Raw genomic sequence first — 24,774 nt, 5'->3', positions numbered from 1 at the left:
GGTCAGATGCCTTGCGGAGTCAGGGAATCCGTCGCCCGCAGCGTCCCGACCGGAGCGCCACCGCCGATGACGGGTGCGGTGGCGAAGGCGGCGAGGACATCGGGGTCGACCCCGCAGTGCGCCAGGGCCGCCGCCGTCACCGGCATCCGCGCGCGGTCGGCACCGTCGGCTATCTTCACGCCGACGGCCCGCCCGTCCGGCAGCGCCGCGATCTGTACCCCCTCGAAGCCGTCCTTGGCGAGCAGACCGGGCACCGCCCGGACCAGGCGGGCAACGTCCCGGCCGCTGCCGGAGACCATCTCCGGGTGCTCGCGCATGGCGTGGGCGATCCGGCCCTCGTCGGTGCCGGGAGCGGCCGTCGCCAGCCGGGCCGCGGCCCGGGTCAGCCCGTGCAGGGAGACGGAGAACAGCGGGGCGCCGCAGCCGTCGACCGTGACCCGGGCGATGCCCTGGCCGGTGAGGTCCTCCACCGTCGCGGCGAGTTCCCGCTGCAACGGGTGCCCGGGGTCGAGGTAGTCGTCCAGGCGCCAGCCCCGGGTGCGGGCCGTCAGCAGCATGGCGGCGTGCTTGCCCGAGCAGTTCTGCGCGAGGCGGGTGGGCCCGAGGCCGCGGCCGATCCATGCGTCCCGTACGGCGGGGTCGTACGGCAGATCGGGGACATTGCGCAGCTCGTCCTCGGCCAGCCCGGCGGTGGCCAGGATGCGCCGGGCCGTGGCCAGGTGCCGCTCCTCACCGGAGTGGCTGGCCGCGACCAGGGCCAGCGCCTCGTCGTCCAGCGGCGGCAGCCCCGCGCGCAGCAGACCGACCGCCTGGACCGGCTTGAGCGCCGAGCGCGGGTAGAACGCGGCCTCGATGTCGCCCGCCTGGAACGCCACGCTCCCGTCGGCCGCCAGCACCACGACCGAGCCGTGGTGGACGCCCTCGACGAGTCCTCCGCGCACCACATGGGCGACGGGGACGTGGGCCGGTACGCGGAGCGCGGGCGGTTCGCCCGGAGTGCGGTGCGGCGGCAGGGTGGTGGTGCTCTGACTCATGATCCGTTCTCGGTGCTTTCGGTGCTGTTGCTGTCTTCGGTGCTGTGGGTGTCTTCGGTGTGCGGGGTGTGTGGTGTGCTGCCGGGGCCCGTCGCGGGCCCGGCGCCGTCGGGGGCCGCCAGCCCGCCGCTCTCGCGCGCCGCGGCGTCCCGGAGGGTGCCGACCCGGCCCCGCACCAGGAACCAGCCCCCGACCAGGGCCGCCACGATCGCGGGCAGCGACAGTACGGTCGTGCGGCCGGCGCCGCCGTCGGCCCACATCAAGACCAGGACGAGGGCGAGAAAGGCCAGCGTGACGCACTCGGTCCAGGGCGATCCGGGGAGCCGGTAGCCGGGGCGGACGAGCAGCCCGGCCTGCGCCTTCCGCCAGAAGAGCAGATGACAGACCATGATCATTGCCCAGGTGCTGAGGATGCCGATCGCCGCGAAGTTCAGCACGATCTCGAACGCCTCGCTCGGCACGACGTAGTTGAGCCCCACGCCCAGTACGCAGACTCCCGAGGTGAGCAGAATGCCGCCGTAGGGGACCTGGCTGCGGCTCATCACCCCGGTGAACCGCGGCGCGGAGCCGGACATCGCCATCGAGCGCAGGATGCGCCCGGTGGAGTAGAGGCCGGAGTTGAGGCTGGACATCGCGGCGGTGAGCACGACGAGGTTCATCACACCGCCCGCGGCCGGTATCCCCACACGGGACAGCACGGTGACGAAGGGGCTCTCGGCGGCCGAGTACGAGCTCCAGGGCAGCAGCATCGCCAGCAGCACCACCGAGCCGACGTAGAACAGCGCCACCCGCCACATGATGGAGTTGATCGCCCTGGGCATGATCTTCTCCGGCTCGGCGGTCTCGCCGGCCGTGACACCGACCAGCTCGACCGAGGCATAGGCGAACACCACACCCTGGATGACCAGCAGCATCGCCAGGGTCCCGGTCGGGAAGAGCCCGCCGTGGTCGGCGATCAGCGAGGGGCCGGGGGAGTGGCCGGCCACCGGGTGCTGGGTGACCAGCAGAAAGATGCCGATCAGCATGAAGACGACCAGCGCACCGACCTTGACGATCGCGAACCAGAATTCCAGCTCGCCGAAGATCTTCACGGAGATGAGGTTCACCGTCAGCACGACCGCGAGCGCGATCAGCGCGATCACCCACTGCGGGACGTCGGAGAACATGCCCCAGTAGTGCGTATAGGTCGCCACCGCCGTGATGTCCGCGATTCCGGTGGTCGCCCAGTTCAGGAAGTACATCCAGCCCGCGACGAACGCCCCCTTCTCGCCGAGGAACTCCCGCGCGTACGACACGAACGCACCCGAGGACGGCCGGTGCAGCACCAGCTCACCCAGCGCGCGCACCACCAGGAACGCGAACAGGCCGCAGACCGCGTACGCCACCGCCAGTGAGGGCCCGGCGCCGGCGAGCCGGCCGCCCGCGCCGAGGAAGAGCCCGGTGCCGATGGCCCCGCCGATCGCGATCATGTTGACGTGCCGGGAGGTGAGGGACTTCTGGTACCCGGCGTCACCGGCGTCCACATGCCCGCCCGACGGCCGCTGTGCGGCGTCCTGTCCTGCTCCCTGTTGCTGCTGCCGTTCCGCCTGCCGGAGGGATTGCTCGCTCACGCGTGATCCTCGTCTTCCGTGGAGGGGGTCGTACGGTGTTGCGGCCGCACGATGGTGGTCAGCGTCGTCTCGACGCGGGCGAGGTGGTGCCGCATGGCTTCCACCGCGTCGTGTTCGGAGCTGTCGACGAGTGCCTCGACGATCGCCCGGTGTTCCCGGTTCGACTGCTCGCGCCGGCCCCCGAGTTCGTTGAGGAAGGCCGACTGGCGGGCCAGCGCATCGCGGATCTCCTCGATGACCCTGCGGAAGACCGGATTGCGGGCCGCCTGCGCGACGGCGAGATGGAAGAGGGAATCCATCGCCACCCATGCGGTGGTGTCGGTCTCCCGCTCCATCCGCTCCAGCAGATGGGTCAGCTGATCGAGGTCCTCCGGCGTTCGGCGCACCGCCGCGTACCCGGCCACCGGGATCTCCACATGCCGGCGCACCTCGAGGAGGTCGCTCGCCGCGTAGTCGCCGAAGGTGGGGTCCGCCACCGCGCCGTCCGAGACGACGAAGGTGCCCTTGCCGGTACGCGAGACCGTCAGCCCCATGGTCTGGAGCGCGCGCAGCGCCTCCCGGAGCACGGGTCTGCTCACTTCCAGCCGCCGGCAGAGCTCCGCCTCGGAGGGGAGCTTGTCCCCGACCGCGTAGTCGCCCCGCTCGATGGCGCCGCGCAAATGGTGCAGGACTGCTTCCATCGCGCTGATCCGCCGGGGCACATCGCCAGCTGTCTGGCTGTCTGACAGGTTCACCCGTGGATCGTCAGTTCCAGCCGGGGGAGCTGTCAAGAGGTGGGGCGCAGGGGATTCCCCATGGGTCGGCCCCCGCGCCCCTTCGTGACGACGCCGCTACTGCGGGTGCGACGCTCGCTGCCCCGGCTGCCCGGTTCCGCGGAAGTCCAGCATGTAGAAGACCTTGTCGTAGCGGCGGCCGCCCATGGCGACGAAGTCGGGGAGGCGGCCGTATTCGCTGAAGCCGAGTGACCGGTAGAGGCCCAGTGCCCTGGTGTTGTCGGCCCGTGCGTCCAGAGTGAGGACCTCGATCCCCGCACCCCGGGCGTCCTCGACCAGAGCGCTGGTCAGCGACCGGCCGATGCCCTGGCCATGAGCCTCCGGCGCCACCGCGAGCTTCTCCAGATCCGCGTGCTGCCGATTGGTCGGACGGGCATAGCGCAACCAGTACCCCAGCCCGACCAGCCGGCCGCCCGCATACGCCGCACGCAGCGCCCCGTCCCCGGACCGTGCGGCGCGCAGCACGCGGTCGACGAGCTCGGCCACCTCGTCCGCGGGGGGCGGGTCGACCCAGCCGAGCGGTGCACCGCCGCGGACCAGGTCCGCCAGGATCCGGTGTGCCGACGCGGCGAAGCCGGCCGCCAGCTCCGGATCGGCGGTCAGTCGTATCGCGTCGAGGATGTCGGGCCCGGGGCCCGTCCCACTGGTCGTCACTGCATTCATGATCGGCAGCCTAGGCGGGTCCGCACGGCCCCGTCCGGCTCGTGCTCCTGGCGGACTCGTCCGCGCGGATTCTGCGGATTCTGCGGATTCCGCGGGGCCTGCCGGGCAGCCGGCCGTACGGACCGTCGTGACGGGACCGGTCAGTGTGCGGCCGCCCATCGGTAGCGGTGCTCGGGGCGTCCGGTGTCCCCGTATTTGAGGGTCAGGGTGATGTGGCCGCCGCGTTCGAGGTGTTTGAGGTAGCGCTGGGCCGTGGAGCGGCTGACACCGGCGCGTTCGGCGACCTCGTGGGCGGACAGCGGGTGTCCGGCCGCGCCCAGGACCCGGCGGATCAGATCGACGGTCGCCGCCGAGTGGCCCTTGGGAAGCTCCGTGTGCGGGGAGTCCGTGGTCCTGAAGGCGCCGAAGATCCGGTCCACCTGCTCCTGGCCGGCCTCGCCGCGGCCGCCCACCCCCTCCACGGTCCGGCGCAGCGTCGCGTAGCCGTCGAGCTTGGCGCGCAGTCCGGAGAAGCCGAACGGTTTGACGAGATACTGCAGCGCACCGCAGCGCATCGCGTCCTGGACCGTGGCGACATCACGGGCCGCCGTCACCATGATCACGTCGGCGCGGTGGCCGAGCTGCCGTAGCCGCCGCACCAGCGCCAGGCCCGTTTCGTCGGGCAGATAGTGGTCGAGCAGCACCAGATCGACATGGGTGCGCTCCAGGGTGGCGAGCGCCTGGGCGGCGGTGTGGGCGCGGCCGGTGACCCGGAAGCCGGCTACCTGGGACACATACGCGGCATTGATCTCGGCGACGTGGAAGTCGTCGTCCACGACCAGCACATCGATCATCGTGGCGCTCCGCCGACCGGGGGTCTTCGCCCATGCGGCTCCGCACGCCCGTGGCGCCGCAGCCGCCGTCGCACTCCTGTCACCGTGGTCTCCCCTTCACCAGTGGTTCTTCTTTCGCCGTGGCTCTCCCGTTTCCCCGTGGCTCTCCCGCCGCCGTGAGCCGACGCTCCGGGGAGTCGTCCTGCCGGGCGAGCGCCTCGGGGAGGACGACGGTGAAGACCGCGCCGCCGCCCGCGCGGGCGGTCACCCGGGCCATCCCGCCGTAGCGCTCGGCGAGCCGGCGCACCAGCGCGAGGCCGATGCCGCGGCCGCGGTGGAAGCCCGCCGGGTGCGCGGACGACGGAGCCCCGGGTGCGGGCGGGGCGGCCTTGGAGGACCAGCCCTCGGCGAAGATCCGCTCCCGCAGCCGCGGCGGCACCCCCGGTCCGGTGTCCGAGACCCGCAGCACGGCCGTGCTGCGCTCGGCCCGCAGCTCCACCTCGACGAACGGCTCGTCGCAGCGGCGCTCCGCGGTGGCGTCCAGCGCGTTGTCGATGAGATTGCCCAGCACGGTCACCAGGTCGCGCGGGTCGACCACCGCATCGGGCAGCAGCGTCGCGGACGACACCCGCAGCGACACCCCGCGCTCGGCCGCGACGGCCGCCTTGCCGACGAGCAGCGCCGACAGCAGCGGATCGTGCACCCGCTCCGCGATCTGCTCCGCGGACGCCCGCTGCGCACTGGCCACTTCGCTGACGAACTCCACCGCCTTTTCGTGCCGGCCGAGCTCCAGCAGCCCGCGCACGGTGTGCAGTTGATTGGCATGCTCGTGGTCCTGGGCCCGCAGGGCATCCAGCAGCCCCTGGGTGCTGTCCAGTTCACGGCCGAGCAGCTCCAGTTCGGTGCGGTCCCGCAGGGTCACCACCGCCCCGCCGTCCTGGGTCGGCATCCGGTTCGCGACCAGCACCCGCCCGCCGCTGACGGCCAGCAGATCCGCGCCGTCCACCCGCCCGGCCAGCACATCCGTCGTCCGGCCCGGCGGCAGCACCTCGTCCAACGCCCGGCCGGCCGCCCGTGCGTCCAGGCCCAGCAACCGCGCGGCCTCGTCATTGACCAGCCGGATGCGGCCGCGCCGGTCGAAGGCGACGACGCCCTCGCGGATGCCGTGCAGCATCGCCTCCCGCTCGTCGAGCAGCGCGGAGATATCGGCGAACGCCACACCGTGCGTACGGCGCCGCAGTCCCCGGGAGAGTGCGACCGCGGCCAGCACACCGACGGCCAGTGCGGCACCCGCATAGCGCAGCAGTCCGGGAATGGTGCCGAACAGCCGCCCGCGGACGCTCTCGTAGGCGATACCGACCGATACGGCACCGACGATCCGGCCGTGGCCATCGCGCAGCGGCACCTTGGCGCGGGCCGACCGCCCCAGCGTGCCGGTGTCGATCTGACGCACCTGCCGCCCGGCGAGGGTCCGGCTCGGATCGGTGGAGACGTGCCGCCCGATCTCGTCGGTGTGGGTGTGGGACCAGCGCACTCCACGGGTGTCCATCACGACGATGTACAGCGCCCCGGTCGCGGTACGGATCCGCTCCGCGTCGGCCTGCACCGGCCCGTGCTCCGTCGGCCCGGTGGTGACCAGCTCCCGGGCGAGGTCCGGGTCGGCGGCGGTGGTCTGGGCGATGGACAGCGCCCGGCGCATCGCCTGGTCGTCCAGCTCGGAGCTGAGCGGGGCGAGGAACAGGCCGGTGGCGAGCACCATGACCCCGGTGGTGAGGGCCACTTGCGCGGTCAGCACCTGCGCAAAGACCCGTCGTGGCCAGCGGATCCGCATGGGGTCTCCCTTGTCTCCGGCCCTCCGCCCTTTGCGGAACCGAATCTTCCTTTTTCATCTCGCGGTGCCCGCACCGTAAGCCGTGCGTGAGCGCGCGCACACCCCCTGGTGAGGACTTAGCCGTTCTAGCGTGAGCAGAATGAGCACAACAGGGTTTGCGCGCAGAAAGGTGGCTTGCGCCCACAAGGCTGCCGCTGTGGCCCGGATCACTCCTAGCCTCCCGAGCCATGAACAGCCACACGAGCCCCGCTATCGAACTGCGGGGTACGAGCAAGGCATTCCGGACTCCTTCGGGGGCGCTGCACACGGCCGTCCGGGATCTGGATCTGGTCGTCGGACGCGGTGAGTTCGTCGCGGTCGTCGGCCCCACCGGGTGCGGCAAGTCCACCACGCTGACGCTGGTCAGCGGGCTGGAAGAGCCCACGGAAGGCGAGGTGCTGGTCGCCGGTGAGCCGGTACGCGGCATCGGCGACAAGATCGGGTTCGTCTTCCAGCAGGACGCGGTCTTCCCGTGGCGCACCGTGCTGTCGAACGTGATGGCCGGGCCCCGGTTCCGCGGCGTACCGAAGGCCGAGGCCAGGCAGCGGGCGCGGGAGTGGCTCGCCCGGGTCGGGCTCACGGCCTTCGAGGACCGCTATCCGCACCAGCTCTCGGGCGGGCAGCGCAAACGTGTCGCGCTCGCCGCGACCTTCGTCAACGACCCCGAACTCCTGCTCATGGACGAGCCGTTCTCCGCGCTCGATGTGCAGACCCGGGCACTGATGTCGGACGAGCTGTTGGAGCTGTGGTCGGGAACCGGAGCCTCCGTCGTCTTCGTCACCCACGACCTGGAGGAGTCCATCGCCCTCGCCGACAAGGTCGTGGTCATGACCGCAGGGCCGGCCACCGTCAAGGAGGTCTTCGAGATCGATCTGCCGCGTCCCCGCAAGGTCGAGACCGTCCGGCTGGAGCCCCGGTTCATCGAGATCTACCGGGAGATCTGGTCCTCGCTCGGCGAAGAGGTCCGGATCACCCGCGAGAGGGGTGCCGCGGATGCCGCCTGAGACCGTCACCGTGGCCAAGTCACCGGCCGGAGCGGGCCCTACGGACCGTTCCCAGGCCAGGGCGCGCGCCGCGCGTCACCACAAACTCCTGGTCCACGGCACCCGGGTGCTGCTGCTCGTCGGACTGATCGGGCTGTGGGAGGGGCTGGCCCGCGCCGCCGTCATCGATCCGTTCAACTTCTCCATGCCCTCCAGGATCTGGGACCAGATGAGCCAGTGGGCGCTGCACGGCACCCCGCAGGGCTCGCTGTGGGAGCAGATCTGGTACACGCTCTACGAAGCGCTGCTCGGCTGGGTCATCGGCGTCATCGGCGGTGTGGTGCTGGGGATCGCGCTCGGCCGGATCCGCTTCCTGGCCGATGTGCTCGGCCCGTACATCAAGGTGCTCAACGCGCTGCCGCGGATCGTGCTGGCCCCCATCTTCCTCATCTGGTTCGGCCTCGGACCGGCCTCCAAGGTCGCCTCCGCCGTCGTCCTCGTCTTCTTCCCGGTCTTCTTCAACGCCTTCCAGGGCGCCCGGGAGGTCGACCGCAACCTGGTCGCCAACTCCCGCATCCTCGGCGCGAGCAACCGCCAGGTCACCCTGCAGGTGGTGATCCCCTCCGCCACCTCATGGATCTTCACCAGCCTGCATGTCAGCTTCGGCTTCGCGCTGATCGGCGCGATCGTCGGCGAGTACATCGGGGCGACCAAGGGCCTCGGCCTGCTGGTCTCGGCGTCCCAGGGCACCTTCAACGCGGCCGGTGTGTACGCCGCCATGGTGATCCTCGCCCTCGTCGCCCTGCTCGCCGAAGGGCTGCTGGCGTTCCTCGAACGGCGGCTCTTCCGCTGGAAGCCGGCCGATGCCGCCGAGGGCCGCTGAACCGCTGGACCGCTGAACCCCGGCCCGTACGTACAGCCCTCTTTCCACCTCACAAGGACGTGACCATGCGTACCCCGCTGAAGCTCTCTGCCGCCGTGGCCGCCGCCGCCCTCGCCCTGACCACCGTCACCGCCTGCGGCGGTTCCTCGGCCGCCGGCTCCGAGGACAAGAACGGCAAGATCAAGATCATGGTGGGCGGCCTCGACAAGGTCATCTATCTGCCCGCGAGACTCACCCAGCAGCTGGGCTATTTCGAGGACGAAGGCGTCCACGTCACGCTGCTGACCGAACCGGCCGGTGTGCAGGCCACCACCTCGCTGGTCTCCGGCGACGTCCAGGGCGTCGTCGGCTTCTACGACCACACCCTCGATCTCCAGGTCAAGGGCAAGCAGGTGGAATCGGTGGTGCAGCTCGCGCACGCCCCCGGTGAGGTCGAAGTCGTCTCCGACAAGGCGGCGGGCGACCTCACCTCGGCCAAGGACTTCAGGGGCAAGAAGCTCGGCGTCACCGGCCTCGGCTCGTCCACCGACTTCCTGACCAAGTACCTCGCGGTGAAGAACGGCGTGCAGACGAACGAGTTCACCCCGGTGGCGGTCGGCGCCGGACAGACCTTCATCTCGGCCCTCCAACAGGCCTCGATCCAGGGCGGGATGACGACGGACCCGACGGTCGCGCAGATCCTGGACAAGAAGCTCGGCAAGGTCCTCATCGACATGCGCACCCCCGAGGGCTCGCAGAAGGCGCTCGGCGGCCCGTACCCGTCCTCCAGCCTGTACATGAACACCGACTGGGTGAACAGCCACAAGGACACCGTGCGGAAGCTGGCCCGCGCCCTGGTGAAGACCCTCAAGTGGATGTCCACGCACACCCCCGAGCAGATCGCCGCGAAGATGCCGTCCGACTACGCGCAGGGCGGCAAGGAACTGTACGCCCAGGCGATCAAGGACACCCTGCCGATGTTCACCGAGGACGGTGTGATGCCGGCCGACGGCCCCGCGACCGTCGAACGCGTCCTGAAGGCCTTCAACCCCAACCTCAAGAACGCCACGGTGGACCTGAAGAAGACCTACACCACCGAATTCGTCAAGAAATAGGGCGGACCGGCGAACCGGCGGACACCACCGCGGCGCGGCTCATACGAAGTTGACCCCCGCCCGGTCCAGCAACGGATCGTCCACCAGCTGCCACAGCGGTACGGCGTAGTTGCCGAAGCCGTAGCGGCCGCCGAAGTGCAGGCCCAGCACACGGTGGTCGGTGAGGTCGATGACGGGTGAGCCGCTGTTGCCGCCCAGCGTGGAACAGTCGTGCTTGATGACGCTCCGGTCCGGCACCAGCTCCGTGGCGGTGCCGGGCTGGAGCCGTTTGACGTTGTAGATGTCCATGAAGATCCGGCGCATCGACTCGGGTTCGTTGCGCCGGCCGTCGTAGGCCGGGTAGCCGACGCAGTACACGGGGCGTCCGGGCAGATCGGCGGGTGCGTCCGCGGCCACCGCCAGGGGAGCGGGCAGCGCGGCACCGGCCGTCGGCGCGACCCGCAGCAGAGCCAGATCGACGTCCTCATGGATGCCCAGCACCTCGACGACGTCGTAGGCGGGGCCGGCGCTCTCCGCATCCGGGCCGCCGTACTCCTCGCCCATGTCGAGCCGGGCGGCGATGCCCTGCTGGAAGGTCCAGCCGGTGCCGTCGCCGCGGGCGAACTCCGCCGCCACATGACGGTTCGTCATCACCACATCCGGGCCGACCAGGAACGCCGTGCCGAGCCAGTCCAGACTGAGATGGCCGGACAGCTCGACCCGCCCGACCCGCGAGAGCGAGGCACGGATCGCCGCCCGGTGGCCGTCGAGCACCGCCCAGTCCCCCTGCTGCGGCGCGAAGTCGTGGTTCCGGACGAGGATGGCCGGCCGGCCTTCGAGCAGCACGATGGCTTCCACGCCGAAGGACTCGTCGTCGTCGATCTCGTCCGCGCGCCCCTCGGCGAGCTTCTCCAGACCGCTCACCCCCGCCGACAGCACACGGGTCCGCTCCTGCTGGGCGAACTGCGCGATCTGCCCGGCGGGCAGCTCGTCCGCGGGCAGCTCCTCCAGGGACTCGGGGACCTCCCAGGACAGCCCGTCCCTCACCCGCGCCGCGACCTCCCGCAGATCCGAGAAGACCTGCTCGGGACCGGCCGCCACCGGCGATCTGCGCCGTCCGTGCATCTCGTCCTCCTCAGCCGCGCTGTGCGGCCTGTTGTGCCGTCTCGATCTCGGCATGGACACCGGGACTGCTGGTCTGCAGATGGCGCATGATGCGGCACATCTGGGTACCGACATTGACGAAGGCCGTGGTCCGGCCCTGGAACAGCACGTTCTCCACGCGCCGGGTCCCCCGGTGGAGCGCCACCACCTTCCAGTCGTCCGTGAAGACCGGCGAGCCCGAGGACCCGCCGCGGGTGTCGGTGAAGTAGCGCACATCGTGCTCGTCGGCCTCGTAGACGAGGTTGTTGCGCAGCGCGACCCGCTTCGGCTGGCCCCCCGGGTGCTGGATGATGTTGACGGCCACGAAGTCCCCGCCGGCGACCGCCAGCGGTTCCGTCGCCAGCCTCAGCACCGGCCGGGCGGGCTCGGCGGCCAGCCGCAGCACCGCATAGTCCAACTCCGTGTCCGCGGCGACGAGTTCGCTGACGGTGGCCTCCTCCGTCTCCACCTCGTCGGTGTCGTAGTCGAACCGGGCGCGGGTGTGCCGGGCCTGGAGGCTCAGATCCTCGGCGTCCGCCACCGGCCGCCCCGCGCCGGTCCCGGTCCTGGCGTTGACCACATGGTGGTTGGTGACGAGCAGAGCGGGAGCGATCAGCCACCCCGTACCGGAGTGCGGGAAGCCGTTGGGCTGAAGCGGCGCGCCCCCTTGGTACGGCGGCACCTTGAGCCGGGCCACCGCCCCTCCGGCCAGCTCGCCGCCCCGCAGGAACCCGATCGGGACCGTGTCGTCCCGGTGGACGATCTGCTCCTTGACCTCCGCGGTGGGGGAGGGCAGCCCGGCCAGCACATCCGGCTCACCGCCCGCCTTCCGCGCCACCTCGTCCAGGGCCTTCTGGAACACGGTGAGCGGTTCGGCCGCGGTGGTCTCGGCGACGGCGTTGCGCAGCCAGATCTCCAGCGGCACCGAGCCGTCCACCAGCCGCTCCACCCGGTTCATCTCGTTCAGGTCGGAGTGTGCCTGTCGCCCGGGCGCGGGGTTCAGCGGCAGCGTGCTGCGGTAGCGGGGCATGATGCCGTCGAGCAGCAGCGGCCGGACGGCGGGATCGGCAAGGCCGGTCTCCACCGCGGCGTCCAGCACCTGCCGGATCTCGTCCGGCGAGAGGTAGGCGTTCACCGGCCGTCAGAACCCATGGGGCTCTTCCTTTCCTCCGGGGGGCGGCTCCTCCCGGGCTCCGGCCCGGTGGCCGCGCGGGTGCCGCTGCCCACACCCATGGCCGCCGCCACCCCGGCGACGAGCTCGCCGCTCTTGTCGGGGACGGCCAGCAGCCGCCGGGCGAGAGTGTCGAGGGTGCCGCGGTCGCGCGCCAGCCGCAGGATCCCCGCGATGCTGGTCGGCGCGCCGCCGGCCGGCTGCCGGGCCGGCCCCGCGGCCTCGTCCAGGATCTCCATCACCGCACCCAGCAGCGCCGGTTGCCGTCCGGTCGCCCGCCGCATCGCCGCGCCCAGGGCGTCCAGCGTCTCGTCGTCGGCCGCCAGCCCCACCACCTCCAGCGCATGGTCGAGCGCGCCGGGGGCCCGGTCGTAGATCTGCGAGGCGACCGCGCGCACGAGGACGGGCCGGTCGGCGAGGACGGCGTCGGGCAACATCCGCAGCCGCTCGGCGAGTTGGCGCCCCGCCTCCAGGTCCGTGCCGTCGACGCCCGCCGTCAACCGGGCACGGGCCAGCAGTGCGCCCATCGCTTCGAGGTCCTGCCCGAGACCTACCGCGACATCCTCCGCCGTGCGCAGCGCGCGGCCCGCGCTCCCCGGATCGCCGGCGTCCTCCGCGAGGCGGGCGGAGAGCAGCAGCAGTTCCAGCCGGCGCTCCCCGCAGCCCGCGTGCTCCGCCGTGCCGATGGCGTCCGACACGGCCCGACGGGCCTCCTCCTGCCGCCCGAGCCGGTTCAGCGTCTCGGCGAGCAGGGCGTGCAGGGGGCTGCACGGCGTCCAGGGCTGTCGTCTGCCGAGCCGTTCGAAGGCCGCGTCGGCGAAGCCCTGCGCGAGCAGATCCTCCACCTCACGGGCCGCGATCCGTTCCCAGTCCTCCTGGTCGGCGCCCGCCGTGACCTGATCGGGAGCGTCTCCGCCGAGCCGGGCGGTGAGCAGGCCCGCGGCCCTCGGGGTCATGTCCTGCTGCGCCCCGATCAGGAACCGTTCGACGCCCGGCAGCCACCGCTCCTCCACCGACCGCGGGTTCTCGTCGAGCCGCAGACGGTGGTAGATCTCCTCGGCGCGCGCCTCCAGCCCGTCCCGTGCGGCGTAGTGGTCGACCGCGCGGCGTTCGACGGCGCGCATCACGGCGGTACGGTCGCCGCCCGGCAGCCGCAGCATGATGGCGCGGACATCGCTGCGGTAGCGCACGGCGTCGGGACGGGCGGGCTCCATCATGTCCAGGCGGCTGAACTCGTCGAAGAGCGCGCGGGCCTCCTCCGGCGTCGTCACCCGCAGCCCGCAGGGTTCGGCGAGGACATCCTTGATGATCTCGGGGGTGATGACCCGGAGCACCAGACCGGGGTGGGCGAGCCGGCGGACGTCCTCGTCGGTGATGTGGCTGAGGATGCGGTCGTAGAGGATGCCCTGGACCAGCATCTGGTCGACCCGGCGGAAGACCTGATGACGGCGGTCGGGCAGGCTGCGGATCAGCTCGCCGGTCCGCTCGGCCCCGAGACCCGCGAGGGTGGCGGCCCGGGCGGCCAGCTTCAGACTCAGCGGATGGCCGCCGACGCGGTCGGCCAGCGCCCGCGCCACTTCGGGGTCCTCCACCCCGCAGGACGCCAGCAGGCCGACGGCCGCCTCCGTGTCGAGCTCGCCGAGTTCGATGTCGAGCGACTTCATGGTCTTCGCGGGATGATCGACCGGCGCCCGCCCGGAGACGATGAGCCGCATCCGCGGATAGACGCTCTGGAACGAGAGATAGATCGCCACCATCCGGCCCACCACCGGTGATCCGCGGTACTGCGCCGCCTCGAACGAGTCGACGACCCACGCGAACGGCGGGTCCTGCGCGCTCTCCCCGCCCTTGCGCTCCGCCACCGCCCGCGCCAGGACATCGGCGAGCCGCCGGATCAGTTCCGTCTCCCGCCCGGCGGCCAGCGACTGGAACTCCTGCGAGGAGCGCCGCCCCAGCACGGCCCGGGTGGTGGCGAGTTCGTGCAGCTGGGTCACCCGCTCCTGCCCCTCCCGCTGGCTGCGGGCCACCTGCTGGCACTCGAGGGCCAGCGCATCCAGCTCGGCGCGGTGGGCGGGGAACTGGATGCCCAGCTGCCGGGCCGACTCGGCGATCAGCGTGACCGGTTCCTGGATGGAGAGGGTGGGCCGCTCGAAGTCGATGTAGGCGAACGGGAAGCAGCCGGCCGGGTCATGGATGCCGTCGAGCACGAACTTGGCCAGGAGCGTGCTCTTGCCCATCCCGCCGGGACCGTGGACGACCAGCGGGGGCACCGGCGCCGGGTGGTGCGCACGGCCGTCCGGCCGGGTTCCGGCAGCCGCGGACCCGCCGGGCGAAGTGACATAGTCCCGCAGCTCCGCGAGTTCGCGCGTGCGCCCCTGGAACGGGCTGCGCAGGAGGCGCTCCAGGGGGTCGAGCAGCCGGGCCCGCTCCAGGGTGTGCTGAAGCTCCGCGGTGTCCGGCAGCCCGGTCATGCCCGGCACCCGGGAGAGCCACAGCACCGCCTGGAGGGCGTCGGCCAGTTCGTCGGTGGTCAGCCGGTCCGTCGCCGGGGGGCTGCCGGACAGATAGGCCAGACAGAAGCGCTCCGGGCCGGGTTCGGCGGGGAGACCGGGATGGCACTCCAGGACGCGCCGGGCGGCCTCGGGTCCGGCCAGCCCGCGCAGTGCCCGCTCCCTGACATCGTCCTTGAGGGACCACTCGGGCTGGTCCTGTGTCCCCATGGTCGTGCAGTCGTCGACCAGTTCCAGTACCGCGCCGCCGGCCCCCTGCCGTTCCCCGGGCAGCCGGAGCCGCAGCGGATCGAAACGGCCCAGGAGACAGGCCGCTTCCCGGTAGGCCCGGCGGGCGGGGGAGACCTCCTGCCTGCGGTCCTCGCCCGTGTGCAGCTCCGCCCGTAACCGCGCGGCGAACAACTCCCGTACGGCAGCGGGCCCCACCGCGGGACGTTCAGAGGGATCGGTAGACACGAACGGCCCCCTCCGCTGCCGTGCACAGCTTGCGCATGTACCCCTCCCGGTCCCCGCCGTCCCCGCCGTCCGTTCCGGTGGCCCGGAGCACCTCGTGCACCGCCACCTCCACGAGCTCGGCGATGGCGGACTCCCGGGGCTGCCCCGTACCGAGGATTTCCGGCGGCGCTTCATGGAAGACCTGGTCGAAGAAGTGGCGCAGATCGCCGGGTTCGACGATGCGCGCCGTGTCCCAGCTCAGATTTCCCCGCAGGTCGTACGGCAGTTGACGCATCGAGCGCCCGTACCCCAGGAGCACCAGCCGGGGCGCCTGGTCGCCGCGTACCGCGGCGTGCTCGTAGATGGCCGTGGCGAGCTGTCCGATGAAGTCCCACACATCGGAGCTGGGATCGAGCTTGTCGCACTCGTCGAGGACCAGCCAGAAGCGCTCCTCGCCGGCCGTCGCCCGGCCGGCCACCCAGTGCGCTGCCTCGTCGATCGACGGCAGCAGGTCGTTGAGCTCCGTGGGGTTCAGCGGTGCGGCCCCTGCCTGCGGACCGGCGACGAAGTCGGCCAGCCGCCGGACGACCTTGGCGGCGGTGGCGGTGCGCGACAGGGTGACGCGCACCGGACGGAATCCCCTGTGCTGCCCGATGTGGCGCAGAAAGCTGTAGGTGTACGACCTGCCGCTGCCCGGCTCGCCGTCGACCAGCAGAACGAACTTGTCGGGGTCCGCGAGGAACCGGCGCAGCGTCTCCCGCAGGCCCTGGCGGTCGATGAAGGCCTCGGTGCCGTTCTTCAGGACGCAGGTACGGAAGGTGTCCTGTGCGGCGTGGTCACGGAAGTCCTCCCGCAGCCGGTCCAGGAATTCCCGGGCCTTCGCGATGTCCGGGAGCACCGCCAGCCGGTCGATCGTGGTGACGGCCTCGACGAGCCTCAGCTGCCGCTGGATGTCCGTGCGCGAGTGGTGGACGAGGGTGCGGGCATTGTCCGTGCTGACGTGCGTCAGCCGCAGTGCGCCGATGAATTCCGGCGGGAAACCGTACTGGGCGAGCTGTGTGTGCGGCTCGGTGGTGTCGAGCAGATAGTTCCGCACCCAGGTGGTGACGAGATCCCACTCCGTTTCGGTCAACGGCATACCGCGCCTACCCGGCACCGTCGAAGACCCGCTGAACCGGCGACCTGACCTCGTGCTGGGCCAGATACTCGCCGATGCCGTGATGATTGCTGCTGTCGTTCGTGACCAGCAGATCGGTGACGCGTTCCTCCGGGGCGTACTCGGGCCGCAGGGTGTGGTCGAGCGCCACCAGATCCCGCAGGTCAGAGGCGTTGCGCCAGGCCGCGACCCCCGCCGGGACGGCCGGCGGCCGCGCCAGATGGCCCTGCACCTCGGCAATCGCCAGCGGCGACCCGACGGTGACCAGCAGCTTCACCTCCCGCGCCTGCTCCATCAGCACCTCATAGGCGATGATCGTTCCCAGGCTGTGGCCGACCACCACGAGCGGGCCCCCGCCCAGGCCGTCCAACTGCTCCTTGACCACCTCGCGCATCGCCGGGCCCGCACCGCCGAAGAAATAGCCGTGGACGTCCTTGAAGGCGTGTTTGACCAGCAGCCGGAACACTGCCGTACGGCCCGGCCGGGGCAGTGGGAGCGCCTCCAGCGGAAGCTCCGCACCGGGCTCGTCCGGCTCCCCGGAAAGGGCCAGGGTGTCGGCGAGATAGGTCATGTCCCGCAGCCAGTCGACCAGCGCGCTCTCGTCGGCGCCGGCCCGCGCCTCCAGCCCGGTGTCCCCGGCTTCGAGGCGCGCTTCGTCCAGCGTCCGCGCCACGAACTCCTCCGGCGGTTCGGGGCCGGCCCGGTCCGGCCGGACGGGCATCTCCTCGATCAGCTCCGGCGGGCCGGCCGGCTGGTCCGTCCGGAAGTCGGGGAGCGGCTCGGGGTACCGCACCGGGGCCCAGTACGCCATCCGCGACGCCTCGGCCATGTCCCTGCCGAAGAGCGCCGTGTCCCACTGGGACTTGAGCAGCTCCGAGCGGACCTTGTTCCCGTTGCCGTGGACGTAGACGACCCTGGGTCGCATGCTCGCGCCTCCCGCCGCTCAGCCGTGCCGAAGCACGATGTCGTCGTGTGAGGCGAGCCGCTTCCAGCGTTCCTCCGGGGCGCGCACGACGGGCATCAGATCGGCGGCGGGGAGCGGGCCCAGGTCCAGCGAGGTGAGCTCGACGACGTCCTTCACCGGCACCTGGAACGTCCGGAAGGCGCCGAGCGGCGGCGGCGCACCCGCCTGCGCACCGGCCAGCGCCCGGTCGGCGTCCCGGGTCAGATCGGGGCTCTGGTCGAGGACGTACGCCGTCGCCGCCAGCGCGCCGTCCTGGAGGAACGCCGCCACCTTCCAGAAGCGCAGCGGCACTTGTACGCCCCGGTACGGCGGGTCGGAGTCGTGCAGTACGGGCCCGGTGAGCACGGTCAGCTTCCGGTCGAAGCCGGCGGCGTGGTCGAGCAGATAGTTCTCCAGCCCCTGCCAGAGCTTCTTGCCCTGGTTGAAGACATCGGCCTGCGGGGCGGCGTTGGTGTAGTGAAAGGTGTCCTCATTGGCCTGGTTCGCCTCCGCTGCCTCGCCCCACACGGGATCGAGCCGGCGCACCAGATGCCCCTTGTCCAGGGAGTTGTCGCGGTACACGTCATTGCCGGCCTGCCGGTCCTTGCCCAGCCGCGGGTCGAACTGCCAGCTGCTCTCCCGTGGCACATGCTCCACCAGACGCTGACCGTCGATACAGACCGCGGTGGCCGCCGCCATCCTCCGGTCCGGGCGCAGCACCACGGTGAAGTGGGTGTACGGCAGCACCACGGTCTCCACGGCGGGGTTGCTCGGCATCGGCAGCGGTACCGGGACTCCGAGGAAGTGCTCGTCGTAGCCCGTACGGCCGGCCGACGACGGCCCGGACCCCGTCCCGGCCACTGCCCCACCGGCCCGTGGGGAATCTGATGGGATCATGCGATAACCGCTTCCCGGTGGCGCGGACCGCCGACCGGTGCCCACCCCGAAGCCACTCGAACAGCCGCGAGCATGGGCGGCGCCCCGTCCGCAGGGGACCGTTCAGGCGGTTGGGCGCACCGACGTGTTCAGACACCGAGGGGCTACGGAACGCATCCAGGCGTTGCCCTCACCAGCCCCGCGAAGGAGCCCCCGCATGGCCACCGGCCTCTCCCTCCACCTCGGACTCAACCAGGTCGATGCCACCAAGTACGGCGGCTGGGACGGCCGGCTCGTCGCCTGTGAGAACGACGCCGACGACATGGCCCGGCTGGCCGGCGAAGCCGGATTCGAGGGCACGACCCTGCTCACCTCCGAGAGCACCGTGAAGAACGTCACCGCCGAACTGCGCAAGGCGGCCAAGAAACTCAAGCGCGGCGACATCCTGCTGTTCACCTACTCGGGCCACGGCGGACAGGTCCCGAACGTCGACGGTTCCGACGACGAGCCGGACGAATTCGACGAGACCCTGGTGTTCTACGACCGTGAATTCCTCGACGACGAGCTGCACCGGGAATTCGCCCGCTTCGCCCAGGGCGTGCGGATCCTGGCCCTGCTCGACTGCTGCCACAGCGGCACCGGCATCGAGGTACGGGAGGTCCTCAGCCCCGAGGCGATGGAGGAGCAGTTCCAGACCCGCGACCCCCAGCAGATCGAGAACACCGCGCGCCTCATGCCGGTCGTGCAGCAGCACGAGGTCTACCAACGCGACAAAGAATTCTTCCAGGAACTCCAGCGTGATCTCGCCGCGGACAAGAGCCGTGCGGCGGAAGCGGACGCCCTGCTCATCTCCGCCTGCCAGGACAATCAGCTGGCCTCCGACGGTGCCGTGAACGGCAAATTCACGGCGACGCTGCTGGACGTCTGGGACGGCGGCTCGTTCCGCGGCGGCTACCGCGCCTTCCACCGCGACATCCTGCGCAATATGCCGCCCACCCAGAGCCCGAATCTGTATCTGGCCGGCCGGCCCGGCGACGCATTCCTGGAGCAGCGGCCCTTCACGGTGTGAGGGACGGGCGCGGCGGCCGCGCACGCCGTGGAGCACAGTGACGGGACGCGGCGCCGGGCGCGCGTCCCGTCCACGGATCACCCCATCCTTCCGCTGCCGGGTGAGAACGCGGAGCCCTACTCGGCGGGGTAGATGTCTCCGCTGGCCATACCGCTTTCCTGCTCACTCTGGGACGCGAGCCTGCGGGCCTTCTCCTGGAGCCGCTTGCGCTCCTCCGGGTCGCCGGACCGTTCCGCGGCCGCCTGCAATTCCTGGGCCTTGTCGCGCATCTGCTGGATTCGTCCGCGTGATTCTCCTGTGGCGCTCATGATCTGTCCTCGAACGGTGTAGAGAGAGCTGCACCTCCCAGGCAATCAGGCTCGGCGGCCCTCGGCACTTCGAAAAGTCACGTTCCGCGAGGGCGCATATCCGGCTGTAATCAGTGGGGGAGGACAGGTGCCGCGACGCCCGGATTCGGGGATCGCGGAACCCTCCCGAACCGACCGGACGGAGCCGGCCGGAGCCCTCGCTCCCGGTCCACCGTTGCGCGACCGTCGACCGCGGCGCGCCCGGCCGTCCCGGCGTGTCTCCACCGGATGGCCTTCCTGGATGGCGAGGGCACACAGAAGGGACGTTGGCTGAACCACAGCACTCTCAACGTCCGCCGAGTGTCAGCGCTTCTGGTGTTTGACGCTCCCCTCGTTCAGTGGAGTCCCTCCATGACATCCGAACCAGCTCTTTGTGGGGGCGACGCCGGACTGTCCTCGACAGAACCCGGCGAGCACTTTCCGCCCATGTCCCCTGAGAAAAACTCGGCCCACACCCTTTTGTGGGAGGCAGTCACCAATCGGCCCTTGGAGGAAGTCGCCGCCCTGGTGGAACTGCTCAAGCGCAGCGGCGACGTTCCCAACCCGGGCGATGAAGCCCTCCGCATGGCAGTGGTCGCCCGTCCGGTGAGCGAGGTCGCCGCGCTCTTCGACATGCTGCGGGCCACCCCGCACACCGCGGAATCGAGCCATGAGGCGCTGCGCGCGGTGGCCGTCGACAGATCCGTCGAGGAGGTGGCGCAGCTGATCGAGCTGTTCGACCGGACGAAGGCCGGCGGCGCCGGTGTCCACGGCATGGCCGATCACTTCCCGGCCGGCCCCGGGGACCCCTTCGAACCAGAACCCCAGCCCACCGCGTCCATGCATGTGCTCGACCCCGATGTGCGCCCCCTGGGCCCCAACGGGCAGCCGCTGAACACCGCCCAGCGCGAGTCCGCGATGGGCCAGCCGCCCCAGCGCGCGCCCTGGGCCCAGCCGCCTGCCCGCACCATGCCGCAGGGCAGCCCGCCGTGGGCCGCCTCGGGGGCCTCCTCGGGCGACGAGGGCCGGCCGCCGGGCTACGCGGTCTCCGGTGTGCTGCGGTCCGTCCTGCGCTGGCCCGGGGCCGTGGCCCTGGCGCTGTGCGGTCTGAGCCATCTGCCCGTGAACTCGTCGCATCTGCAGGGTGCCCAGACGACCGCCGGGCTCTCGATGGCCATCGCCATCGTCTACCTGCTGCTGGCCGGCTGGCTGGCGATGCGCGACACCGCCCTGGTCTGGACGGTGAGCGCCGCCGCGGCGATGATCATCATCGCCCTGCACGCGCTGTCCCGCGCCGGCGTCTTCGCGCCCATGGGCAGCGGCCTGGGAGAAACGGGAATGTGGCCCGAGCTGATGGCCGTGGGACTGGCGATCGTCAGCGCCGGACTCGCGGGCGCGGCGCTGCTCTACCGCCCGCGCCGGGTGGGCCCGGCCGCCGCGCGCGCCTAGCCGGCGACGGCGCAACGGCCGCCAAGGGCGCGGGCCGAGACCCTGACCTGGGTCTCGGCCCGCGCCCTTGGCGGCCGTTGACGCATGGGGCGGCGGGGCGCATCGGGCGTCGGACCGCCGGCACCCCAGGGGCACGAGAGGTCCGGGCACCGGACGCGCCCGCGGTGTCCCCCGCTCGGTCTGCTCGGTCCGCTCGCTCCGCTCAGTCCCTGGTCGAATACCGGTGCAGAATCCAGGCGGGCAGCACGAACCAGCAGACCACGAACCAGACGACCAGCCCCGCGACGACCCAGGGGACGGCGGCATTGTGCAGGGCGATGCGCAGGATCAGCAGCAGCGCGGAGGCGACCGTCCCCAGCAGGAGGACGATGCCGAGCAGGGCCAGGCGCGAGGCCCACATCACCGTCTCGGGCTTCAACCGGTGGCCGGTGACCAGCCGGTGAAAGGTCACCGTGCCGATCAGCGCGCCGGTCGTGGCCGCCCCCAGCAGGACCGTCACCACGTAAATGGCCTTGTCGGTGGGTTCGAGCGTGGTGAAGCGCGGGGTGAAGGCGACGGTGAGCAGAAACGCGAAGAGGATCTGCACCCCGGTCTGGATCACCCGCACCTCTTGCAGCAGTTCGTTCCACCGCCGGTCGGCCCGCTCCTCCGGCGACTCGTCGCGCCCCTCGGACGTGTCACGAGGCCCCAGCGCCGCCACAACGGCTCCTACCGTTTCTCGTCGGTGCGGAACGCCAGCTCGTCGTCCTTCACCTCGACGCGCACCTCGCCCCCGGCCGTCAGCGCACCATCCAGCAGCAGTCGCGAGAGCGCATTGTCCACCTCGCGCTGGATGGTGCGCCGCAGTGGGCGGGCTCCGTATTCGGGCTGATGGCCGCGGTGGGTGAGCCAGTCCACGGCGCCGGGGGTGAACTCGACGGAGATGTCCTGGGCACGCAGCCTGCGGGTGGTCCCGTCGAGCAGCAGGGTGGTGATCTGACGCAACTGGTCGTCGGTGAGCCGGCGGAAGACGATGATCTCGTCGAGCCGGTTGAGGAACTCCGGGCGGAAGTGTTCGCGCAAGGAGCCCAGCGCCCGTTCCCGCGCGCCGTCGCCCCCGTCCGTGCTCTCCGGGCCGAAGCCGAGCACCCCGCGGCCGCCGCTGAGCGCCTCGGAGCCGAGATTGCTCGTCATCACGACCACGGTGTTCTTGAAGTCGACCCTACGGCCCTGGGAGTCGGTCAGATGCCCGTCGTCGAGGACCTGGAGCAGGATGTTGAAGACATCGGGGTGGGCCTTTTCCACCTCGTCGAGCAGCAGCAGCGCATACGGGTGGTGGCGCACCGCCTCGGTCAGCTGTCCCGCGTCCTCATGGCCGACGTATCCCGGGGGAGCACCGACCAGCCGGCTGACCGTGTGCCGCTCCTGATACTCGCTCATGTCCAGTCGCACCATGCGGTCCTCGGTGCCGAACAGCGCCTCGGCGAGCGCGCGGGCCAGCTCGGTCTTGCCCACACCCGTCGGGCCGAGGAAAAGGAAGCTGCCGATCGGGCGGTCGGGGTCGGCAAGCCCGGCCCGCGACCGCAGGATCGCCTCGGAGACGGCCGTGACCGCGTCGTCCTGGCCGATCACCCGGGTGTGCAGCCGTTCCTCCAGCCCGAGCAGCAGCTCCTTCTCCTCCTGGGTCAGACTGCTCACGGGCACGCCGGTCTGCCGCGACACGATCTCGGCGATGTCCTCCGCGGTGACCTGCACGATCCGGCCGTCGCTCAGCGGCTCGCCCCGGCCGGCCTCGATCCGCGCGGCGAGTGCGGCGATACGGTCACGCAGCTCGCTGGCCCGCTCGTACTGCTCGGCGGCGACCGCCTGGTCCTTGTCCCGCACCAGCTGCTCCCGCTCGCGTTCCAGGTCGCGTACGTCGGTGGCCTTGGCGCCGGAGCGGAGCCTGACCCGTGCGCCCGCCTGGTCGAGCAGGTCGATCGCCTTGTCGGGAAGGAAGCGGTGGGCGATATAGCGGTCCGAGAGCTCGACCGCCGCGAGCAGCGCCTCGTTCGTGTAGCGCACCTGGTGATGGGCTTCGTAGCGGTCCTGTAGCCCGCGCAGAATCTCCACCGTGTCGGAGACATCGGGCTCGGGCACGAGGATGGGCTGGAAGCGGCGGGCGAGCGCGGCGTCCTTCTCGATGTTCCGCCGGTACTCCTCCAGGGTGGTGGCGCCGATGACATGCATCTCGCCGCGTGCCAGGGCGGGCTTGAGCATATTGCTCGCCTCCAGCGAACCGCCGTCTCCGCTGCCCCCGCCGGCACCGACGACCGTATGCAGTTCGTCGATGAACACGATCAGCGAGTCGGGGTGCGCACGGACCTCCTCGATGATGCCGTTCAGCCGCTCCTCGAAGTCACCGCGGTAGCGGGTGCCGGCGACGACCGCCGTCAGATCCAGGGCGACGACGCGCCGTCCCGCCAGGTTCTCGGGGACGTCCCCGTCGGCGAGGCGCTGCGCCAGGCCTTCGACGATCGCGGTCTTGCCCACCCCCGCGTCACCGACCAGCACCGGGTTGTTCTTGCCCCGGCGGGAGAGCACCTCGATGGTCTGCTCGATCTGCTCCTCGCGGCCGATGACCGGGTCGATCCGGCCCGCCCGGGCCAGGTCGGTCAGGTCACGGCTGTACTTGTCCAGGGTCGGCGTGTCGTGCTTCGGCGGGGTGCCGTGCTCGGGGCCCGCGTGCTGGCCCCCGAGGCTGCCCTGCGGTGCGGCCTGCGGATCGAAATGGGCGAGGTTCAGGATGCGCCCCGCTGCCGAGTCCATGTTGGCCGCCAGCGCGTCCAGCACATGCTCCGGGCCGATGTACGAGGCCCCGTTGTCCCGCGCCAGATCGTGCGCGCCCAGCAGGGCCCGCTTGACCGCGGGGGTCACGGCCACGCTGGCCTGCTTCGGCCCCGAACCCGCGCCGCGGTCGATCTCGGCCGCCAGCGTGTCGGGGTCCGCCCCCGCCTGTTGCAGCATGCTGCGGGTCGGTTCGGCGGCGAGGGCGGCCCGCAGGAGGTGCTCGGTGCCGAGTTCCGGACTGCCGTGTTCGGCGGCGTAGGCGGCTGCGGAGGTCACCAGATCCCGGGCGGGCCCGCTCATCATGCGGGCGATGTCCGCCTGCCGGGGTGCGGGCTGCCCCGGCTCGCCGCTCGCGGACTGCGCGGCACCGAAGAAGCGCGCGAGGAAGTCACCGAACGAGTCCGGGCCGTAACCCTCCGGACCCATGAATCCGTTGCTCATGTGTGTCCGTTCCGCTGTCACGGCGGTACCGCGACATGCTGCCTTGTCGGGTTCCTTGTGCTGTCGCTACGTGCTCCTGCCCGGCGGGTGCCCGTGAAAGGCGACACCACACGTCGTACACGGCTTCACTGCTTCAGGATCAGGTCCCGCAACCCCATCCGCACCCGGGCAGGCCGGAGCCCGGCAACCCCGCGGCCGGACCCGTGCCGGAACGCCCCGGCTCCGCCGTATGCCGCTCCCGGATGGCGCGGGCGCCCGGAAGACATGTGGCTCGCAGTGCCCGGAGGGATGGTGCGCGGAGGGAAGCGGGTAGGGCCGTCGAGCGTGTTCCGGCCGGTGACGGCGAACACCTGCTTCAGGACTTCCTGACGGCCGTCCGGGCCATCCACCGCCCCTGTTGATCCGCGACCACCAGGTCCTGAAAAAGGCACCGGAGCGCCCCGGCGAACCCCCGATGGGCATGCCCGCCGCGCTCGGCGACGCCCCGCGCACGGTCCACCGGGCGGCGCTGGAGCCGGGGGACCGGGTGCTGCTCTACACCGACGGCGTGACCGGGGCCCGCACGACCGGCGGCGGCCGCTTCGGCCTGGCGGCCTTCACCGACTCCATCATCCGCGCCACCGCGGCCGGAGAACTCGCCTCCGAGGCGCTCCGCCAGCTGATCCACGCCCTTTTGGAGAGCCAGGACGAGAGACTCAGCGACGACGCCACGATCCTGCTGCTCGAATGGCGGCCGCCCGGGGCGC

At 71.4% G+C, this 24,774-nt stretch carries 20 protein-coding genes and 1 pseudogene; 6 read left to right on the top strand and 15 right to left on the bottom strand.

What is annotated here, in order from left to right:
- Nucleotides 1-2: 2 nt before the first annotated feature.
- The 6 genes from K7C20_RS03365 to K7C20_RS03340 form a co-directional block, all read right to left on the bottom strand.
- On the bottom strand, nt 3-1,034 hold the full coding sequence (locus tag K7C20_RS03365; protein ID WP_053209059.1) for an asparaginase: 1,032 nt from the start codon (nt 1,032-1,034) through the stop codon (nt 3-5).
- Complete coding sequence (locus K7C20_RS03360; RefSeq protein ID WP_409351298.1) at nt 1,031-2,644, bottom strand: amino acid permease; 1,614 nt, start codon at nt 2,642-2,644, stop codon at nt 1,031-1,033. Before K7C20_RS03360 ends, K7C20_RS03365 begins: the two co-directional genes overlap by 4 nt.
- Entirely contained in the window at nt 2,641-3,378 is a 738-nt protein-coding gene (locus K7C20_RS03355) for a FadR/GntR family transcriptional regulator (RefSeq protein WP_030084684.1), read from the bottom strand. Before K7C20_RS03355 ends, K7C20_RS03360 begins: the two co-directional genes overlap by 4 nt.
- Before the next feature lie 96 nt (nt 3,379-3,474).
- Nucleotides 3,475-4,080, bottom strand: a complete 606-nt coding sequence (locus tag K7C20_RS03350) for a GNAT family N-acetyltransferase (protein WP_048829836.1) — start codon at nt 4,078-4,080, stop codon at nt 3,475-3,477.
- A gap of 140 nt (nt 4,081-4,220) precedes the next feature.
- Entirely contained in the window at nt 4,221-4,913 is a 693-nt protein-coding gene (locus tag K7C20_RS03345) for a response regulator (protein ID WP_030084680.1), read from the bottom strand.
- 79 nt (nt 4,914-4,992) lie between these two features.
- A complete protein-coding gene (locus K7C20_RS03340; protein ID WP_048829835.1) occupies nt 4,993-6,723 on the bottom strand; it encodes a sensor histidine kinase in 1,731 nt (576 codons plus the stop codon).
- Nucleotides 6,724-6,950: 227 nt separating this feature from the next.
- On the opposite strand from K7C20_RS03340, the gene K7C20_RS03335 reads away from it, so the two are divergent.
- The 3 genes from K7C20_RS03335 to K7C20_RS03325 all read left to right on the top strand — a co-directional run bounded on the left by K7C20_RS03335 (nt 6,951) and on the right by K7C20_RS03325 (nt 9,722).
- Nucleotides 6,951-7,766: an ABC transporter ATP-binding protein gene (locus tag K7C20_RS03335; RefSeq protein ID WP_030084678.1), complete on the top strand. Its 816-nt coding sequence runs from the start codon at nt 6,951-6,953 to the stop codon at nt 7,764-7,766.
- Nucleotides 7,756-8,628 carry an ABC transporter permease gene (locus K7C20_RS03330; protein WP_030084677.1) on the top strand — a complete coding sequence of 291 codons (873 nt, stop codon included), beginning with the start codon at nt 7,756-7,758 and terminating at the stop codon, nt 8,626-8,628. Before K7C20_RS03335 ends, K7C20_RS03330 begins: the two co-directional genes overlap by 11 nt.
- A gap of 65 nt (nt 8,629-8,693) precedes the next feature.
- Complete coding sequence (locus tag K7C20_RS03325; RefSeq protein WP_030084676.1) at nt 8,694-9,722, top strand: ABC transporter substrate-binding protein; 1,029 nt, start codon at nt 8,694-8,696, stop codon at nt 9,720-9,722.
- Nucleotides 9,723-9,761: 39 nt separating this feature from the next.
- Here K7C20_RS03325 and K7C20_RS03320 read toward each other — a convergent pair whose 3' ends face one another.
- Genes K7C20_RS03320 through K7C20_RS03295 form a run of 6 tightly spaced genes read right to left on the bottom strand, consistent with a single transcriptional unit; the run spans nt 9,762 to nt 17,956 of the window.
- Nucleotides 9,762-10,826, bottom strand: coding sequence for a trypsin-like serine peptidase (locus K7C20_RS03320; RefSeq protein WP_053209058.1), 1,065 nt, complete (start codon nt 10,824-10,826; stop codon nt 9,762-9,764).
- 10 nt (nt 10,827-10,836) lie between these two features.
- Complete coding sequence (locus tag K7C20_RS03315) at nt 10,837-11,979, bottom strand: trypsin-like peptidase domain-containing protein (RefSeq protein ID WP_053209057.1); 1,143 nt, start codon at nt 11,977-11,979, stop codon at nt 10,837-10,839.
- The gene (locus K7C20_RS03310) at nt 11,976-14,981 is read right to left on the bottom strand and encodes an ATP-binding protein (protein WP_209443888.1); all 3,006 of its coding nucleotides are present in this window, start codon (nt 14,979-14,981) and stop codon (nt 11,976-11,978) included. The genes K7C20_RS03315 and K7C20_RS03310 overlap by 4 nt, the downstream gene beginning before the upstream one ends.
- Entirely contained in the window at nt 14,962-16,098 is a 1,137-nt protein-coding gene (locus tag K7C20_RS03305; protein ID WP_048828804.1) for an HAD family hydrolase, read from the bottom strand. Before K7C20_RS03305 ends, K7C20_RS03310 begins: the two co-directional genes overlap by 20 nt.
- Nucleotides 16,099-16,105: 7 nt before the next feature.
- Nucleotides 16,106-17,041 carry an alpha/beta fold hydrolase gene (locus tag K7C20_RS03300; protein ID WP_030076731.1) on the bottom strand — a complete coding sequence of 312 codons (936 nt, stop codon included), beginning with the start codon at nt 17,039-17,041 and terminating at the stop codon, nt 16,106-16,108.
- Between the two features lie 18 nt (nt 17,042-17,059).
- Entirely contained in the window at nt 17,060-17,956 is an 897-nt protein-coding gene (locus tag K7C20_RS03295) for a DNA/RNA non-specific endonuclease (protein WP_030076729.1), read from the bottom strand.
- Between the two features lie 196 nt (nt 17,957-18,152).
- Between K7C20_RS03295 and K7C20_RS03290 the strand changes: the two genes are divergently transcribed.
- Complete coding sequence (locus K7C20_RS03290) at nt 18,153-19,004, top strand: caspase family protein (protein ID WP_030076727.1); 852 nt, start codon at nt 18,153-18,155, stop codon at nt 19,002-19,004.
- A gap of 116 nt (nt 19,005-19,120) precedes the next feature.
- Here K7C20_RS03290 and K7C20_RS03285 read toward each other — a convergent pair whose 3' ends face one another.
- Nucleotides 19,121-19,312 carry a DUF6381 family protein gene (locus K7C20_RS03285; protein WP_030076726.1) on the bottom strand — a complete coding sequence of 64 codons (192 nt, stop codon included), beginning with the start codon at nt 19,310-19,312 and terminating at the stop codon, nt 19,121-19,123.
- 525 nt (nt 19,313-19,837) lie between these two features.
- On the opposite strand from K7C20_RS03285, the gene K7C20_RS03280 reads away from it, so the two are divergent.
- On the top strand, nt 19,838-20,779 hold the full coding sequence (locus tag K7C20_RS03280) for a hypothetical protein (protein ID WP_030076724.1): 942 nt from the start codon (nt 19,838-19,840) through the stop codon (nt 20,777-20,779).
- Between the two features lie 202 nt (nt 20,780-20,981).
- On the opposite strand, the gene K7C20_RS03275 is transcribed toward K7C20_RS03280, so the two are convergent.
- Both K7C20_RS03275 and K7C20_RS03270 read right to left on the bottom strand, forming a co-directional pair.
- Nucleotides 20,982-21,479 (bottom strand): DUF6328 family protein, encoded by a 498-nt coding sequence (locus tag K7C20_RS03275; protein WP_053209056.1) that lies wholly within the window; start codon nt 21,477-21,479, stop codon nt 20,982-20,984.
- Nucleotides 21,480-21,487: 8 nt separating this feature from the next.
- A complete protein-coding gene (locus K7C20_RS03270) occupies nt 21,488-24,028 on the bottom strand; it encodes an ATP-dependent Clp protease ATP-binding subunit (RefSeq protein ID WP_030076720.1) in 2,541 nt (846 codons plus the stop codon).
- A gap of 379 nt (nt 24,029-24,407) precedes the next feature.
- Here K7C20_RS03270 and K7C20_RS03265 point away from each other — a divergent pair.
- Nucleotides 24,408-24,764 (top strand): annotated as a pseudogene (locus K7C20_RS03265) (PP2C family protein-serine/threonine phosphatase); the annotation flags it as partial.
- Nucleotides 24,765-24,774 lie beyond the last annotated feature (10 nt).

The sequence above is a fragment of the Streptomyces decoyicus genome (assembly GCF_019880305.1).
Lineage (GTDB): Bacteria > Actinomycetota > Actinomycetes > Streptomycetales > Streptomycetaceae > Streptomyces > Streptomyces decoyicus.
Note: the sequence above shows the minus strand (reverse complement) of the source record. Positions and strands in the feature narration are given on the sequence as shown.

Excerpts from the sequence above, each read along its gene's own strand:
- K7C20_RS03330 (WP_030084677.1), top strand. The coding sequence starts at position 7,756 with ATGCCGCCTGAGACCGTCACCGTGGCCAAGTCACCGGCCGGAGCGGGC.
- K7C20_RS03350 (WP_048829836.1), bottom strand. The coding sequence starts at position 4,080 with ATGAATGCAGTGACGACCAGTGGGACGGGCCCCGGGCCCGACATCCTC.
- K7C20_RS03305 (WP_048828804.1), bottom strand. The coding sequence starts at position 16,098 with ATGCCGTTGACCGAAACGGAGTGGGATCTCGTCACCACCTGGGTGCGG.
- K7C20_RS03365 (WP_053209059.1), bottom strand. The coding sequence starts at position 1,034 with ATGAGTCAGAGCACCACCACCCTGCCGCCGCACCGCACTCCGGGCGAA.
- K7C20_RS03295 (WP_030076729.1), bottom strand. The coding sequence starts at position 17,956 with ATGATCCCATCAGATTCCCCACGGGCCGGTGGGGCAGTGGCCGGGACG.
- K7C20_RS03345 (WP_030084680.1), bottom strand. The coding sequence starts at position 4,913 with ATGATCGATGTGCTGGTCGTGGACGACGACTTCCACGTCGCCGAGATC.
- K7C20_RS03335 (WP_030084678.1), top strand. The coding sequence starts at position 6,951 with ATGAACAGCCACACGAGCCCCGCTATCGAACTGCGGGGTACGAGCAAG.
- K7C20_RS03290 (WP_030076727.1), top strand. The coding sequence starts at position 18,153 with ATGGCCACCGGCCTCTCCCTCCACCTCGGACTCAACCAGGTCGATGCC.
- K7C20_RS03300 (WP_030076731.1), bottom strand. The coding sequence starts at position 17,041 with ATGCGACCCAGGGTCGTCTACGTCCACGGCAACGGGAACAAGGTCCGC.
- K7C20_RS03340 (WP_048829835.1), bottom strand. The coding sequence starts at position 6,723 with ATGCGGATCCGCTGGCCACGACGGGTCTTTGCGCAGGTGCTGACCGCG.
- K7C20_RS03270 (WP_030076720.1), bottom strand. The coding sequence starts at position 24,028 with ATGAGCAACGGATTCATGGGTCCGGAGGGTTACGGCCCGGACTCGTTC.
- K7C20_RS03325 (WP_030084676.1), top strand. The coding sequence starts at position 8,694 with ATGCGTACCCCGCTGAAGCTCTCTGCCGCCGTGGCCGCCGCCGCCCTC.
- K7C20_RS03285 (WP_030076726.1), bottom strand. The coding sequence starts at position 19,312 with ATGAGCGCCACAGGAGAATCACGCGGACGAATCCAGCAGATGCGCGAC.
- K7C20_RS03320 (WP_053209058.1), bottom strand. The coding sequence starts at position 10,826 with ATGCACGGACGGCGCAGATCGCCGGTGGCGGCCGGTCCCGAGCAGGTC.